Below are 13,985 nucleotides of genomic sequence, written 5' to 3' on the forward strand. Positions count from 1 at the left end.
TCATGAGGCCCCGCCCTCCTCGACGGTGCGGCCCGCGTGCAGGGTCGAGGCCATCCGCATCCCCTCCGACCAGGCGACCGGGCCGACCTCGCGGAGCCGCAGGGTGCGGCCGTCCGGGTCGTGCCAGCTCAGGCCGCCGGTCTCGGTCTCGCCGTCCCAGTACGGCTCCCCGATCCAGACCGACGCCTCGACCGCTGCGCCGCCGTCGCGCACCCGGCAGGTGGCGTAGCCGCCGGACACGCGGTAGCCGAGAGAGGTGGCGCGGGCCGCCAGCCCGAAACGGGAGGCGAACCTGCCCCCGGAGAACTCGCCCACCGTGGTGGCCTTCGCGTCCAACTCGTCGTCGGCGGGCTTGTCCCAGGTGGCGCGGTAGATCTGCTCGACGCGCTGGGTCACGCCCAGCTCGGCGGCGAACTCGCGCAGGTCGTCGAGGTCGGGGAGCAGCACCGGGTGCGGCAGCAGGACGGTGCGCGGCGACAGCCGCACCGTCTCGCCGTCGAGGTCGACCACGCGCAGCTCGCCGGACTCGTTCGCGTCCCGCAGGAAGCCGACCTCGTCCGGGTCGTCGCCGACGACGGCGAGGTCGTGCAGCGACGACCGCCACGCCTCGTCGGCCCACACCCGGCCCAGCAGCCCGGTCGGCACCGGCAGGGACGACACCATCCAGGCGTCGACCTGCGCCACGCAGGCGGCGGCGTGCCGGTCCAGCCACTCGCCGAACCGCCGCAGCCGCTCCACCTCGGGATGGTCGCGCAGCGCCTTGGGCAGCGACTTGAGCCGCCGCCCCGCCGACCGGCCGGCCGTGGCCCGCGCGGCCACCCGACCCTCCATCAGGGCGACCTCGTACCCCTCGCCCGCCGACACCCAGCCCACCCGGGCCCACCTCGCAATGCGTCCGTATGTTCGTCCGCCGCACGCGCGGAACACGGCGTCTCCGGGAATGCCGAAGAAGCGCGAAGAGCCCGATATGCCCCCGTGCGACTGAGATCAGAACCTACTGGTCACCACCGACAATCGGGCGGGTTCCCGGTGAACGTGCGGAACGGACCCGCACCGGTAGATGTGCCGAAGTCGCCGTCAGGTGATCGTTGACGAATCGTCGGGGGTTTTGTCGGCGCCGGATGTCATCCTGGGCTCGACGGCGCGAACGCCGCCGATGGGAGGTCCCCGGTGCCCCGATCCGCCCCGTTCGACCGCCGTCCCCGCACGGCTCGTCGCACGACCCGCCGTTCCCGCTCGACGCGCCCGACCCGCTCGACCCGCAGGACCCGCCCGACCCGGTCCGGTCGCACGACCCGCCGCGGCGGCGGCAAGGCCGCCCCGCGGCGGTCCGTCTCGACGCTGCGGCTGGGGTTCGTCTCCCTGCTGGTCGGCGTGCTGATCGGGACGACCGCGCTGGGTCGGGTCGTCTCCGAGCATCCGGCCGCGACGGTGGGTGTCCTCGTCCTCCTGCTGACGGCGACCCTGCTGGCCGGGGCCGCCCACCTGCGGCGCACGGCACGGCGGCGACGGGCGCTGTTCGAGGCGAACTGCCGGCTGGACCAGATCGACCTGATGACCGGCGACGAGTTCGAACGACACGTCGCCGAGCTGCTGCGCCGCGACGGCTTCCGCGCCGTGCGCGTCGTCGGCAGGACGGCCGATCGCGGCGCCGACGTCATCGCCCGAGGCCCCGACGGCGAGCCGATCGCCGTCCAGTGCAAACGCTGGCGGGGCAACGTCGGGGCCGTCGAGGTCCGCAACTTCATCGGAGCCCTGAACGCCGCCTACGCGGGTCACCGGGGCGTCTTCGTCGCCTCCAGCGCCTTCACCGTCCAAGCCCTGGAGGAGGCCGGCCTGGCCGGGCTCCGCCTGGTCGACCGCCCCGACCTCGGCCGCTGGCTCACCGGCGAGCCCCTGTCCCTCCGCTGACCGACCGGGTGTTCACGTCACACGGAAGCCGCCCCGGTCGGCGGCCTCGGCGCTGAAGGCGGCCAGACGGTGGACGTTCTCGATCAGGTTGTCGGCGACGTCGTCCACGAACGACCGGTAGTCCGCGACGAGCATCTCACCCTCACGCCCATCGAGGATGCGCGCCAGCTCTCGGCATTCCTCGGGGCCGACGTGCCAACCGCCGTTCGACTCGAACTTGTGCATCTCGACGGGGCACCGCTCCCCGGCACGCATGACGCCCAGCCGCAGAACCTCGCGAACGTCGACCATTTCGTGCCCCGGAATGTCGAACCCGGAGCCATTGCCCTCACTGTTAAACGAATATCCCATCTCACCGTTCCCCACGGTCGCCCGGCGCTTCTCCACGAGGATCCTCACCACCACCGCACCCGGACGGCCAGGGACTCCGGTCCCGGCGAGCGCCGGGATCGGACCCCTCAGGTCGCATCGTGTCCCTTCACCCCATCGACGTCGTGACGCGCCGAAACCCCTCCCGAGCCGTCCAGTTGACACCCTTCGCCCGTCTCGAAAGCGGCTTCAACGCCCAGGAGGCCGCCCGCCGGCCGGGCGTCCACCACCAGACGGTCCGCTACCGGGTCCGTCAGATCGACGACCTCTTCGGCCCCGCGCTCCGCGACTTCCGCCGCCGCCTCGAACTTCAACTCGCCGTCCGCCACCGGCTCCTGACGACCTCCTGAGACCCGCTTCCGAACGACGGGGACATTGAGGAACGAACCTTTCCTCATGGGCTCCTAAAGTGCAGGTCATGGCACGGGCGGCCGGATGGCCGTCGCACCGCTTCGGTACTTGGGGAGAGTTCGAATGTTCCTTGTCGTGGGAGCCACCGCGCACTTCGGCCGGCAGACCGTGGAGTCCCTCGTGGCCGAGGGCCACCGGGTGCGGGCGCTGTCCCGTACGCCCGAGTCGGCGGGACTGCCGGCCTCGGTCGAGGTGGTCCGGGGGGACCTGACCGACGGGTCCACCCTGAAGCCCGCGCTGGCGGGGGTGACGGGTCTGTTCCTGGTCCTGCCGTACGGGATGGACGCGGGGCCACTGTTGCGCGCCGCGAAGGAGGCGGGGGTCGACCGGATCGTCTTCCTGTCGTCGGGAGCGATCGTGGACGGAGCCACCGAGCAGCCCGATGTGATCGCCGCCTACCACCACGGGGTCGAGCAGGCCGTGCGGGCGACGGGGGCGCGGTGGACGTTCCTGCGGCTGTTCTTCCCAGCGATCAACTCGTTGACGTGGGCGATGCAGCTCGGTGACGGCGATGTCGTGCGGGGTCCGTACGGCGGGGCGACCAGCGCTCCCGTCCACGAGCGGGACGTCGCCGACGTCGCCGCGCGGGTGCTGACCACCGACGGGCACGACGGGCGGATCTACGACGTCACCGGGCCCCAGGCCCTGTCCCAGGTGGAGCAGGTGCAGATTTTGGGTCGGGCGCTCGGCCGCCCGCTGACCTTCGCCGAGCTGGACCCGGCACCGGTCCGGGAGCAGATGGGCCGGTTCATGGACGCCGACTTCGTGAACGCGCTGTTCGACCTGATGGAGGCCACCGTCGGCAAGCCCGCCCCGGTCAACGACGTCGTCGAACGGATCACCGGCCGCCCGGCCCGCACCTACGCCCGGTGGGCCGCCGACCACGTCGCCGACTTCTCCTGACACCCCCGCACTTCGAAACAGAGGAAACATGATGCGCACCCCCGCAGCGCTGGTGGCCGTCCTGGTCGGTGCGGCCACGCTCCTGGCCGGGACCTCGGCCCCCGCCTCCGCCCGTCCCGCCGACAAGGGCCGGTGGGTCGGCGCCTGGGCGACCGCCATGCAGAAGCCCCAGGCCGAGACGTTCGAAGGGCCGACCTGGGCCGAGCAGGGTTTCACCGGGCAGTCGCTCCGGCAGGTGGTCCGAGTGACCGCCGGCGGCACCCGGCTCCGCATCCGGCTGTCCAACCTGTACGGGACCGCGCCGCTGCGGGTGACCGGGGCGACCGTCGGGAAGGCGGGCGCGGGAGCCTCGGTGCGGCCGGGCACGATGCGGGTACTGCGGTTCGACCGTTCCGCGTCGGCGGTGATCGCGCCGGGCCGTGAGCTGGTCAGCGACGCGGCGCGGCTCGTGACCACACCGGGGGAACGGCTGAGCGCGACGCTCTACTTCGCCGGGTCCACGGGGCCTGCGACGTTCCACGCGTTCGCCAAGACACCCGCGTACCGCGCGACGGGCGATCGGCGGTTCGACGGGAGTGATGCCGCGTTCCCGGCGGGCGAACGGGACACGAGCGGCTCCTCCTACTTCCTGACCGGGGTGGAGGTGGCGGGCGGGTCGTCGCGCGGCGCGGTCGTGACCTTCGGGGACTCCATCACCGACGGGGTCTCCGCGACCTCGGACGCCACGCGCTACCCCGACCGGTTGGCCGAACGCCTCGCGGCCACGGGTCGGCCCATGGCCGTCCTCAACACGGGGATCGCCGGCGGCAAGCTGCTGTCCGAGACGTCCTGCGGCGGGACGTCGGCCCTCGAACGGTTCTCCAGGGACGCGCTCGACCGGCCGGGGACGCGTGCGGTCGTCGTGCTACTGGGTGTCAACGACATCCTCGAAACCCGGTGCGACGCGTTCTTCAACCCTTGCGAGGCGGTCGAGGCCCCGGTGCGCGCCGCGCGGCTGATCGACGCCTACCGCAGGCTCGTCCGCGCCGCCCACAGCCGGGGGATCAAGGTCGTCGGCGTGACCGTCACCCCGTTCAGGGGGTTCCCCGGCTGGTGCCAGGACCCCCGCGAGGACACCCGCGCCGCGCTCAACCGGTGGATCAGGACCGGCGGGGAGCTCGACGGGGTCGCCGACCCGGAACGCGCCCTCCTCGACCCGGACCCCGGACAGGCCGGCCACCTGCGCGACCCCGAGTACAACGCCGGTGACGGGCTGCACCCCAACGACGCCGGTCTTCGGGTGATCGCCGACACCGTCGCCCGCTCGCTCCGCGCCGTGCTCTGACACCGCGACCAGAACGCCCCGGCACCGCCGGGGCGTTCTGCGTTCAGCCGAGGTCGGCGAGCTTGCGGCGGAGGAGCGCTCGTTCGTTCCCATGACCGCACACACGCAGAGCGATCCCCGTTCAACCGAGGTCGGAGAGCTTGCGGCGGAGGATCGTTCGTTCGCTCTCGTTGCCGCACAGACGCAGGGCCTTCTCCAGCTCGGTGCGCGCCTCGTCGGGGCGTCCCGAACGGATGAGCAGTTCCCCGCGGACGCTCGGCAGCAGGTGCGAGTCGGCCAGCGCGCCGGCGGTCACCAGGTCGTCCACGATCGGCAGGGCCGCGGCCGGGCCCTGGGCCATGGAGACCGCCACCGCCCGGTTGAGGTCGACCACCGGGGACGGGGCGAGCCGGCCGAGCGCCTCGTAGAGGAGGACGACGCGTTCCCAGTTGGTGGCGTCGACCGACGGGGCGACGGCATGGCATTCGGCGATCGCCGCCTGGAGGCCGTAGGCGCCCAGCCCCCGACCGGCCCCCTCGGCGAGGGCGAGGGCGGCCCGTCCCCGGCGGATCGCGGCGTGGTCCCAGCGGCTGCGGTCCTGGTGCTCCAGCAGCACCGGGCGACCGTCCGGCCCGGTCCGGGCGGGGAAGCGCGCCGAGGTCAGCTCGAGCAGCGCCAGCAGCCCGTGGACCTCGGGCTCGTCGGGCACCAGGCGGCTCAGCACCCGCGCGAGGCGCTGGGCCTCGCCGGCGAGGTCGAGCCGGATCAGCGCGTCGCCGGACGCGGCCGAGGACCCCTCCGTGAAGATCAGGTAGATCACGTTGAGCACCGAGCCGAGCCGCTGCGTCCGTTCCCCGGCCGAGGGCACGGCGAACGGCACCCGGGCCGCCGCGAGGGTCTTCTTCGCCCGGGTGATCCGGGCCTGCACCGTGGCGGTCGGCACGAGGAAGACCTTGGCGATCTCGTCGCTGGTCAGGCCGCCGACCACGCGCAGGGTGAGCGCCACCCTCGCCTCCCGCGACAGCACGGGATGGCAGGAGATGAACATCAACGCGAGCACGTCGTCGTCGATCTGGTCCGGATCCCACAGCACGTCCTCGTCCTCCCGGCCGGGATCGGCGGGTGCGCCGCCCGAGACGACGCCCCCCTCGCCCAGATCGCGGGCGAGGGCGGCGTACCTGTCGTCACGGGCGGAGCGCCGGCGGAACGCGTCGATCGCGCGACGCCGGCCCACGGTGAGCAGCCACCCCGCCGGATTGCCGGGCACGCCGTCGCGCGGCCACGTCACCAGGGCCTCGGCCACCGCCTCTTGGGCGAGGTCCTCGGCCAGCGCGAAGTCGCCGGTGTAGCGCGCGAGCGCCCCGACGATCCGCGCGGACTCGATCCGCCAGACGGCGGCGACGGCCTCACGGCCGGTCGGGTCGGTCGGGTCGGTCATGATCGGCTCAGAGCTGCCCGGTGGCCTCGCGCCACGCGCGCTCCTTCTGCACCCACTCGTTGTCCTGCGGGAACTCGTCGATCGTGGGGACCCGACGGACCTCCGTCTTGAAGCCGGGGCCGGTCACCGGCTGCCGCTTGGCCCATTCGATGGCCTCCTCCTTCGACGTCACGTTGAGGATGTAGAAGCCGCCGAACAGCTCCTTGGTCTCCCCGTAGGGCCCGTCGGTGACCACGGGCGGCTCGGAGGAGTAGTCGACCACCACACCCTCGGAGGGGTCGGCCAGCCCCTCGGCGGCGACCAGCACACCGGCCCGGATCATCTCGTCGTTGAACTTGCCGACGGTCTCCAGCATCTCCTGGAAGTCGATGTCCGCCATCGACGCGAAGGCCTCGTCGGTGGCGCGCATGATCAGCATGTACTTCATCGGTGTCTCCCTGGGTCGTCCGGCCCCTCTCGGGGCCTCTCACTCCTAGGTCGAACGGAACCGTCGTGGATCGACACGACGTCCGATCTTTTTCACGGGATTTTTCCGGCGAGCGTACGACCACCGTCCACGGCGGCGTTCAGCGGGTGGTGATACCCCACGTGCGCGACCCCACATCGAGGAGGGAGCCGACCCGACCGGCGTCGATCACTCGTCCCCTGGTCGTCTCGACCACGATCGGCACGCCGTCGGGGACGACTCCGCGCAGCCGGGCGAGCAGATCCGAGACGGGGGGCGGTTCGCCCGGGACGCGGACGGAGATGTGGAAGGTCGCAGCGTGCCGCCGGACGTCGATGACCTCGGCGTCCCGGTCGGACGCCAGCCATTGGGCCGTCACCCGCCGCACCTCGTTCTCCCAGGCGGCGAACGCGTAGGTGGCCACCGTGCTGAGGACCAGCACGACCGTGATGAGGACGCCGAGCCCGCTCAGCGCCGCCACGACGCGGGCGCGGGAGGCCCCGGCGCGCGGCGGGCCGGTATAGCCGAGCGAGGCGAACACGAACGTTCCGGCGAGGACGAGCGAGAGCATGTTGGACAGGAACAGCACCAGGGCCCCGAACGCGAGCGCGAAGGCTCCACGCCCGAGGCACACGCCCGCGACGACGAGCGGGGGCACCAGGGAGATGGCGATGGCGACGCCGGGCAGGATCGCGGCGACGTCACGGCGGGCCAAGGCGATCGCGCCGGCCAGTCCGGTGGCCATCGCGGCGATGAGATCGGCGAGCCCGGGCGAGGTCCGTCCCGCGATCTGACCGTTGGACAACAGCTCATAGGAGCCGGGAACGGCCAGGGACGCGGCCAGGCCCACACCGATCACCGCGGCCGTGCCGCCCAGGACGAAGCGCCCCGCGCCCGTGCTCGACCGTTGCACCAGGCCGAGCGCCATCCCCATGATCGGCGTCGACAACGGGGCGATGATCATGGCGCCGATCACGGTCGCCGTGGAGTCCGAGAGCACCCCCGTCGCCGCGATCACCGCCGACAGCACCAGCAGCGTCCAGAACGCCGAGTACCGGGACGCGCGGTCGCCGGCGCGCAGGTCGAGATCGTCGGTGAGCTCCTCCGGCGTCCGCCGCTGCGCCGCCGGCACCAGCCGGTCGCGCAGGCCGTTCAGCATCACCGTCCCCGGACGAGCCCGCCCGTCACGGGGTGACGATGTCGAAGTCGCGGTGGCCTTCGTCCAGGAGCCCCATCAGCGTGGAGAGCGCCCGCCGGTCTCCCTCGGTGTGGACACCGTCCAGGTCGCCGGTGGCGAGCCATCGGAGCAACTGCGGCTTGGTCAGGGTCACCGTGAGGTCGGCGGGCGTCCCGTCGTGCGCCCTGCTCTGGGTGAGGACCCCGTTGGCCAGGCCGATCCTGACCTCGTCCTTGAGATCGGTGAGGTTCCAGTCGATGCTCAGGCGGGTGTCCCAGGCGCGGGGTCCGTCGACGCGGATGGCCAGGGAGTCGAAGACCTGCTCGACGCTGAGGGCGCGAACGACGTCGGGGCTGGTGCTGTCGAGGGTGTTCTTCGGCTTGTTCCCGCGCAGCTCGGCCGCGCCCTGCAGATAGAAGTTCCGCCAGGTGCCGTTCTCGCTGCCCTGGCCGAGCCTGTCGTAGACCTTCGCGAGGAGTTCCCGGGCGGCGGTGTCGGACGGGTCGGCGAACACGACGTAGTTGAGGATCTGTGCGGCCCAACGCCATTCGCCCGCCGCGAAGGACTCCTCCGCCTTGGCCAGAACGGTCTGCGGGCCTCCCATCAGCTCGACGTGCCTGCGCGCCGACTCCTCCGGGGGCAGCTCCCACAGATGTGCGGGGTTGCCGTCGAACCAGCCCATGTACCGCTGGTAGATCGCCTTGACGTTGTGGGACACCGAGCCGTAGTAGCCGCGGGCGTGCCACACCCGTTCCAGCGCCGGCGGAAGCTCGATCATCTCGGCGATCTCGGTGCCGGTGTGGCCCCGGTTGAGCAGCCGCAACGTCTGATCGTGCAGGTAGGCGTACAGGTCGCGCTGCTGGGACAGGAACTCGGTGAGCTCCCGGGTGCCCCAGGTCGGCCAGTGGTGCGAGGCGAACAGCACGTCGGAGCCGGCGGCGAACAACTCGATCGCCTCGGTCAGGTAACGCGCCCACACCCGCGCGTCGCGCACCTGCGCGCCGCGCAGCGTCAGCACGTTGTGGAGGTTGTGGGTGGCGTTCTCCGCCATGCACAGCGCCCGGCGGTCGGGGAGGGCGAAGTTCATCTCCGCGGGCGCCTCGGTGCCCGGGGTGAGCTGGAAGACGATCCGCACACCGTCGATCACCTCCTCCTGACCGGTCGCCGTGATCGACGATGTCGGCTCGATCAGCGAGATCGTCCCCGTGGAGGTGGTCTGGCCGAGCCCCGCGCCGATCTGACCGGCCGGGCCCTTGGGCAGCTCGGCGCCGTACATGAAGATCGACCGCCGGTTCATGGCCGTCCCGGCGTACACGTTCTCCGTGACCGCGTGCTCCAGGAACCCTGCGGGAGCGATGATCGGGACGTCCGCCCCCTCGGGCACCACCCCCCGCACACCGCCGAAATGGTCGGCGTGGGAGTGGCTGTAGACGACCGCGGTCACCCGGCGGTCGCCGCGATGTTTCCGGTACAGCCCGATCGCCGCCGCCGCGCACTCGACCGACAGCAGCGGGTCGATGACGATGACACCCCGCTCGCCCTCGATGAAGGTGACGTTCGACAGATCGAACCCGCGGACCTGATAGATCCCCTCGGCCACCTGGAAGAGGCCGTGCCTGGCGGTGAGCCCGCACTGCCGCCACAGGCTCCGGTCGGCCGTCTCGGGGCACGGGGCGTCCAGGAAGGCATAGGCGCCGAAGTCCCACACGACCCGTCCCCGGTCATCGGTGATGGTCTCCTCGGACGTCGTGCCCACGAATCCCTTGTCCGCGTTCTCGAAATCGGTCCGGTCCTCCAGCGGCGGTGTGACACTCACGGGGTCTCCTCGAGCCGATGGCCAGTACACCCTGCAGATTTCCGGCATCGGCCGGCCTCAAGGCCATCGGAGGGCAAACGCCGCGCCACTTACGGATGCCCCGTGGTCCGGATTTGCGCGTTCTCGCCCTTCCGAGGGGTGGGGCTTCGGGCCACACTGGGCGCATCGACGATCACCGCTGAGGGAAGGCGTGCGTTCATGGATTCGGCGTACACGGGCCGGGCGGCCTTCTCGGCGTTGCTCGTGGCGGCTCTGGCGGCGGGGTGCTCGGCGCTGGCGGAGGATCCGACCGCCGGACCTGTCGCGGCGGTCGACTCCCCCGATCCCTCGGCCGCGCTGGACGTCCACCACCCGGGCGATGCGACGTTCTTCCAAAGGCTGGTCCCGGGGAAGCTCTTGATCGTCCCGCCGCCGAAGGACGTTGCCGACGGTGCCCGGCAGTCCACCGCCGTGGTCGTCTCCGAGGTCGCCGACGTACGACCGGTGCGAACGATCCGCGACGGCAGCCCCGGCGGCGTCCCCGAGCTGGGAGTGGTGCTGAAGGTCGAGAAGGTGCTGCGGGGCGCGCTCCGGCCCGAGCTGCGGGAGGTCGTGGTGACGTTCATCGGGGAACGCCCGCCGGGCGGCGGCGACCCGGCTGCGGCGCTGCGGTCATCGCTGCCCCGGGGCAGGTCCGTCTGGTTCCTTCGCTGGAACGGCCGGCAACGCCCCGGCGCGCCGCCGCTCGCCGAGACGGAGAAGCGGACGTACAGCCTCGTCTCCCTCGACGGCGGCGTTCTCATCCAGGGGAACGGCGCGGTCGACGCCCCGACCTACCCCGACGACGACAGGCCCGCGAACGTCGCCACCCTCGGCGCGGACGCCCAACGCCATCAGAGGCTCAGCGAGCTCGTCGCGACGGTGCTCCGAACGCCCTGACGTCGACTTGCGCGAGCGGCGCCCGTGCTCACGCCTGGGCGAGGGCGTAGAGGATGTACAGGAAGCCGCCGAGGGACAGAGCGCCCATGGCGGCGAAGGCCGCGCACGCCCGACCCCGCCGCCCGATCAGCGCCACCACGAGCCCGACGACCGGCGCGAGCACCGCACCGCCGAGCCCCATCCACAGCACCACCCTGGCTGCCCAGTCCCTGGCACCGAAGGCGTAGGAGTCCCCGTCGACCAGGGCCAGACCGACGGCGAGGGCGAGGGGAAAACCGCACCACCACGCGGCCGGCCCGACGAGGAACCCCGACACCGACCGGGCGCCCCATGTCCGGAGCCTACGCACCCTGCGCGCCGGACCGGTGAAGCCCGGTTCCGCAGGGTAGGCGTAGTACTGGTGGGATCTGCAGAGATGAACTCGTCACCGTTCGGAGGCTTCGATGGTCGTTCGCCGTGTCATGCCCGTCATCCAGTCCGAGGCCGTGGAGGAGAGCCGGGAGTTCTACGGCCTGCTGGGCCTCGAAGAGGTCATGAACCTCGGCTGGATCACCACGCTCGCCTCCCCCTCCAGTCCCGCGGCGCAGGTCAGCATCATGACCAGGGACCAGACGGCACCCGTCACCCCGGACCTGAGCGTCGAGGTGGACGACGTGGACGCCGTCTACGCCGCCGTACGGGCGAGCGGCGCGGAGATCGTCCACCCCTTGCAGGACGAGGAGTGGGGCACCCGACGCTTCTTCGTCCGCGACCCCAACGGCCGAGTGGTCAACGTCCTGAGCCACCGCTGACCCCACCCCGGTCCCGCAGGCCGGTGGCACGGCGAAACGGCGGACGGCCCCACCTCGGACGGGCCGTGGGGGAGGCGGGCGGTCGCAGCTCCGTTGACGCGACCGCCGCCGACCGAGCCGGCACGGGAACGCGCGGCTACCCGGCTCCCGCTCAGCGGGAACGGTCGTGAGCGCCTTCCTTGATCCGCCCCACCAACTCCCCGAAGGCGACCGGCCCCACGACCAACCGACCACCCTCCGGATCCTTCGAGTCCCGAATCCCCACCCTCGCGGGCAAGCCGGCCAGTTCCACACAGAACTCGTCGTTAGCGCTGCCGCTGTGGGAGCTCTTCCGCCAATAGATCATTCAGAGAATCCCTCCATGAGCTTCTCGATCAGGGCACGCGAGACGTCCTCGGATGACGCCTTCGCCCCGATCAGCTCAAAATCTACGGCCATCTCCCGAACCTCGACAGGGTCCTGAACCAAGCGAGGCATGGCGAAACAGGGCCGGCCCTCCCACCTCGGGCGCCCATGGGCGAAGGCTGGCGGTCGTAGCCCCGTTGCTGCGACCGCCGCCGACCGACCCAGGCTAGGGAACGCGCGGCTACCCGGCTCCCGCTCAGCGGGAACGGTCGTGAGCACCTTCCTTGATCCGCCCCACCAACTCCCCGAAGGCGACCGGCCCCACGACCAACCGACCACCCTCCGGATCCTTCGAATCCCGAATCCCCACCCTCGCGGGCAACTCGGCAAGCTCAACACAGAACTCGTCCGTCGCACTGCCGCTGTAGGAGCTCTTGCGCCAATAGATCATGCAGAGAATCCCTTCATGAGCTTCTCGATCAGGGCACGCGAGACGTCCTCGGATGACGCCTTCGCCCCGATCAGCTCAAAATCTACGGCCATCTCCCGAACCTCGACAGGGTCCTGGACCAAGCGACCGCCGTGGAACGCCCCGATGTAGGCGACCTCTCTGGACTCCAGGTTCATGATCTGGAACGGACCGGCCAGCCCGATGTGCTCGCCCGTCGCCCTTGGGATCACCCTGACGATCACGCTCGGATCGTCCATCACCTCCAGCAGATGCTGAAGTTGCGCCCGCATCACCGCCGGACCACCGACAGGTCGGTCCAGCGCATCCTCATCGAGCAGGACCACGAGCAGCGGCCGATCCTTCCGTCCGAAGATGGCTTGCTGCCGGGCGGTGCGCACTCCGAGCGCTCGATCGACGTTCGCCTCGCGGGACATGGACAGGAGGGCCCGGGCGTACGGCTCGGTCTGGAACGGGACGGGGATGACCTGACCCTGGTAGATGCGGATGAGCGTGGCCTGAGCCTCGAACTCGGTGCACTGGCGGAACCAGTCGGGGTCATGGGCCGTACGGGCGAACCAGAGCAGCAGTTCGAACAGACGCGGCGTGCCGTACTTCTTGTCGAGCGCCTTGGCCTGGTCCTCGTGGATCTTCAAACGCCCCGCCTCCATGTTGCAAACAGTGGAGCGGGCGGCGTGAACGATCTGGCCGCACTGCGCCAGCGAGAGACCGTGCTTCTCCCTTTCGAACCGCATGGCATAGGCCAAGAAGTGCCAGAGAGAGATCTTCGGGTCGAGGGGGTCTCTGGTCGGCATCGCCACCTCCGGCGTTTCTTGATTCCGCGTATACGCCTCAGGCTAGCCCGCACGATCCATCATCAAAGGAGAAATCGCGAAACGACAGGAGGTGAGAACGACCATGGTAGCCAACCCTGACCATTTGGTGATCTCAATGCTGGCCAGCCCCGCCACCGCCGGACTTGCCCGCACTCTCATCAGGCCCCGCTTGGACAAATGGGGTGACTTGCACATATTGGACGACACGTTCCTGGTCGCGTCCGAACTGATCAACAACGCGATCCAAGAGACCCCCGGCAAGAACATCTGTTTCCGGCTCAGCCGAGACGCCATCTACGTCGTCGTGGCGGTCTGGGACTCCAGCCCCGCCCTGCCCCAGACCAGGCCACGCACCCAGCCCACCCTGGAGACGCTCGACCTCACCCCGCAAGGGTGGGACGACAACGGCGGCTGGGGCCTCCCCCTCGTGGTCGCCCTCGCCGCCGACTGCGGCTGCAAGCCCGACCCCCAAGGCGGCAAGTGGGTCTGGGCCCGCCTCAAGCCCTGAAGCAATGCCCTTACGTCTCCGGCACGTTCAGTCCGTGAAGACCACCGGGCCGAACGACCGCTCTGCGCCGTCCATGACTCCCGCCCGTCCTCCGCGTCCAGTGCATTCGAGCGGACCACTTTCCCAACCCCCGCCTTCGGCGAGCAACTGAACGATCGATCCCAGAACCGCTGTGCCGCGAACACGTCCCACAACCCGAAGCGCACCGTACGCAATCACTCCTGCCCTCCAGCAAAAGGCAACCCACGGAGCGCCGACACGGCCGAAACACCGGCGGTCGCAAAGCGCACATGCGACCACCAGGACAGACGCCGAGCCCAGAAGCACGCCCCAGCCGAGACACCGGCGGCCGACAGACCCCACGTA

Annotated in this window: 17 protein-coding genes; 7 read left to right on the forward strand and 10 right to left on the reverse strand. The window is 70.9% G+C overall.

Annotated features, from left to right (window positions below):
- The gene (locus DFJ69_RS11250; protein WP_170177614.1) at positions 1-873 is read right to left on the reverse strand and encodes a DUF4132 domain-containing protein; all 873 of its coding nucleotides are present in this window, start codon (positions 871-873) and stop codon (positions 1-3) included.
- Positions 874-1,170: 297 nt separating this feature from the next.
- Here DFJ69_RS11250 and DFJ69_RS11260 point away from each other — a divergent pair, with 297 nt between their 5' ends.
- Positions 1,171-1,911: a restriction endonuclease gene (locus DFJ69_RS11260; protein ID WP_245974255.1), complete on the forward strand. Its 741-nt coding sequence runs from the start codon at positions 1,171-1,173 to the stop codon at positions 1,909-1,911.
- Positions 1,912-1,923: 12 nt separating this feature from the next.
- Here the strand turns inward: DFJ69_RS11260 and DFJ69_RS11265 are convergent, their stop codons facing one another.
- Positions 1,924-2,262: a hypothetical protein gene (locus DFJ69_RS11265; RefSeq protein ID WP_147312271.1), complete on the reverse strand. Its 339-nt coding sequence runs from the start codon at positions 2,260-2,262 to the stop codon at positions 1,924-1,926.
- Positions 2,263-2,405: 143 nt separating this feature from the next.
- Here DFJ69_RS11265 and DFJ69_RS35480 point away from each other — a divergent pair, with 143 nt between their 5' ends.
- From DFJ69_RS35480 to DFJ69_RS11280, 3 genes are all read left to right on the forward strand, one after another.
- Positions 2,406-2,630, forward strand: coding sequence for a helix-turn-helix domain-containing protein (locus DFJ69_RS35480; protein ID WP_342769852.1), 225 nt, complete (start codon positions 2,406-2,408; stop codon positions 2,628-2,630).
- Between the two features lie 124 nt (positions 2,631-2,754).
- Entirely contained in the window at positions 2,755-3,594 is an 840-nt protein-coding gene (locus tag DFJ69_RS11275) for an NAD(P)H-binding protein (RefSeq protein ID WP_116022429.1), read from the forward strand.
- Between the two features lie 31 nt (positions 3,595-3,625).
- Positions 3,626-4,918, forward strand: a complete 1,293-nt coding sequence (locus tag DFJ69_RS11280; RefSeq protein ID WP_116026558.1) for a GDSL-type esterase/lipase family protein — start codon at positions 3,626-3,628, stop codon at positions 4,916-4,918.
- Positions 4,919-5,039: 121 nt separating this feature from the next.
- Here the strand turns inward: DFJ69_RS11280 and DFJ69_RS11285 are convergent, their stop codons facing one another.
- The 4 genes from DFJ69_RS11285 to DFJ69_RS11300 form a co-directional block, all read right to left on the reverse strand.
- Positions 5,040-6,335 (reverse strand): RNA polymerase sigma factor, encoded by a 1,296-nt coding sequence (locus tag DFJ69_RS11285; RefSeq protein ID WP_116022430.1) that lies wholly within the window; start codon positions 6,333-6,335, stop codon positions 5,040-5,042.
- Positions 6,336-6,342: 7 nt separating this feature from the next.
- Complete coding sequence (locus DFJ69_RS11290) at positions 6,343-6,762, reverse strand: YciI family protein (RefSeq protein WP_116022431.1); 420 nt, start codon at positions 6,760-6,762, stop codon at positions 6,343-6,345.
- A 139-nt stretch (positions 6,763-6,901) separates the two neighbouring features.
- Positions 6,902-7,939 carry a DUF389 domain-containing protein gene (locus DFJ69_RS11295; RefSeq protein WP_116022432.1) on the reverse strand — a complete coding sequence of 346 codons (1,038 nt, stop codon included), beginning with the start codon at positions 7,937-7,939 and terminating at the stop codon, positions 6,902-6,904.
- A gap of 25 nt (positions 7,940-7,964) precedes the next feature.
- Positions 7,965-9,821, reverse strand: a complete 1,857-nt coding sequence (locus DFJ69_RS11300; RefSeq protein ID WP_116022433.1) for an alkyl/aryl-sulfatase — start codon at positions 9,819-9,821, stop codon at positions 7,965-7,967.
- 150 nt (positions 9,822-9,971) lie between these two features.
- On the opposite strand from DFJ69_RS11300, the gene DFJ69_RS11305 reads away from it, so the two are divergent.
- Positions 9,972-10,691, forward strand: coding sequence for a hypothetical protein (locus DFJ69_RS11305; protein ID WP_116022434.1), 720 nt, complete (start codon positions 9,972-9,974; stop codon positions 10,689-10,691).
- Between the two features lie 28 nt (positions 10,692-10,719).
- On the opposite strand, the gene DFJ69_RS11310 is transcribed toward DFJ69_RS11305, so the two are convergent.
- Complete coding sequence (locus DFJ69_RS11310) at positions 10,720-11,007, reverse strand: hypothetical protein (RefSeq protein ID WP_116022435.1); 288 nt, start codon at positions 11,005-11,007, stop codon at positions 10,720-10,722.
- Between the two features lie 127 nt (positions 11,008-11,134).
- On the opposite strand from DFJ69_RS11310, the gene DFJ69_RS11315 reads away from it, so the two are divergent.
- Positions 11,135-11,482 (forward strand): VOC family protein, encoded by a 348-nt coding sequence (locus DFJ69_RS11315; RefSeq protein WP_116022436.1) that lies wholly within the window; start codon positions 11,135-11,137, stop codon positions 11,480-11,482.
- A gap of 151 nt (positions 11,483-11,633) precedes the next feature.
- Here the strand turns inward: DFJ69_RS11315 and DFJ69_RS11320 are convergent, their stop codons facing one another.
- The 3 genes from DFJ69_RS11320 to DFJ69_RS11330 all read right to left on the reverse strand — a co-directional run bounded on the left by DFJ69_RS11320 (position 11,634) and on the right by DFJ69_RS11330 (position 13,090).
- The gene (locus DFJ69_RS11320; RefSeq protein WP_116022437.1) at positions 11,634-11,828 is read right to left on the reverse strand and encodes a DUF397 domain-containing protein; all 195 of its coding nucleotides are present in this window, start codon (positions 11,826-11,828) and stop codon (positions 11,634-11,636) included.
- Between the two features lie 255 nt (positions 11,829-12,083).
- A complete protein-coding gene (locus DFJ69_RS11325; protein ID WP_116022438.1) occupies positions 12,084-12,278 on the reverse strand; it encodes a DUF397 domain-containing protein in 195 nt (64 codons plus the stop codon).
- A complete protein-coding gene (locus DFJ69_RS11330; RefSeq protein ID WP_245974732.1) occupies positions 12,275-13,090 on the reverse strand; it encodes a DUF5753 domain-containing protein in 816 nt (271 codons plus the stop codon). The genes DFJ69_RS11325 and DFJ69_RS11330 overlap by 4 nt, the downstream gene beginning before the upstream one ends.
- Before the next feature lie 217 nt (positions 13,091-13,307).
- On the opposite strand from DFJ69_RS11330, the gene DFJ69_RS11335 reads away from it, so the two are divergent.
- On the forward strand, positions 13,308-13,619 hold the full coding sequence (locus DFJ69_RS11335; protein WP_116022440.1) for an ATP-binding protein: 312 nt from the start codon (positions 13,308-13,310) through the stop codon (positions 13,617-13,619).
- The last annotated feature ends 366 nt before the right edge of the window (positions 13,620-13,985 follow it).

The sequence above is a fragment of the Thermomonospora umbrina genome, from assembly GCF_003386555.1.
In the GTDB taxonomy this organism is placed as follows: Bacteria; Actinomycetota; Actinomycetes; order Streptosporangiales; family Streptosporangiaceae; genus Thermomonospora; species Thermomonospora umbrina.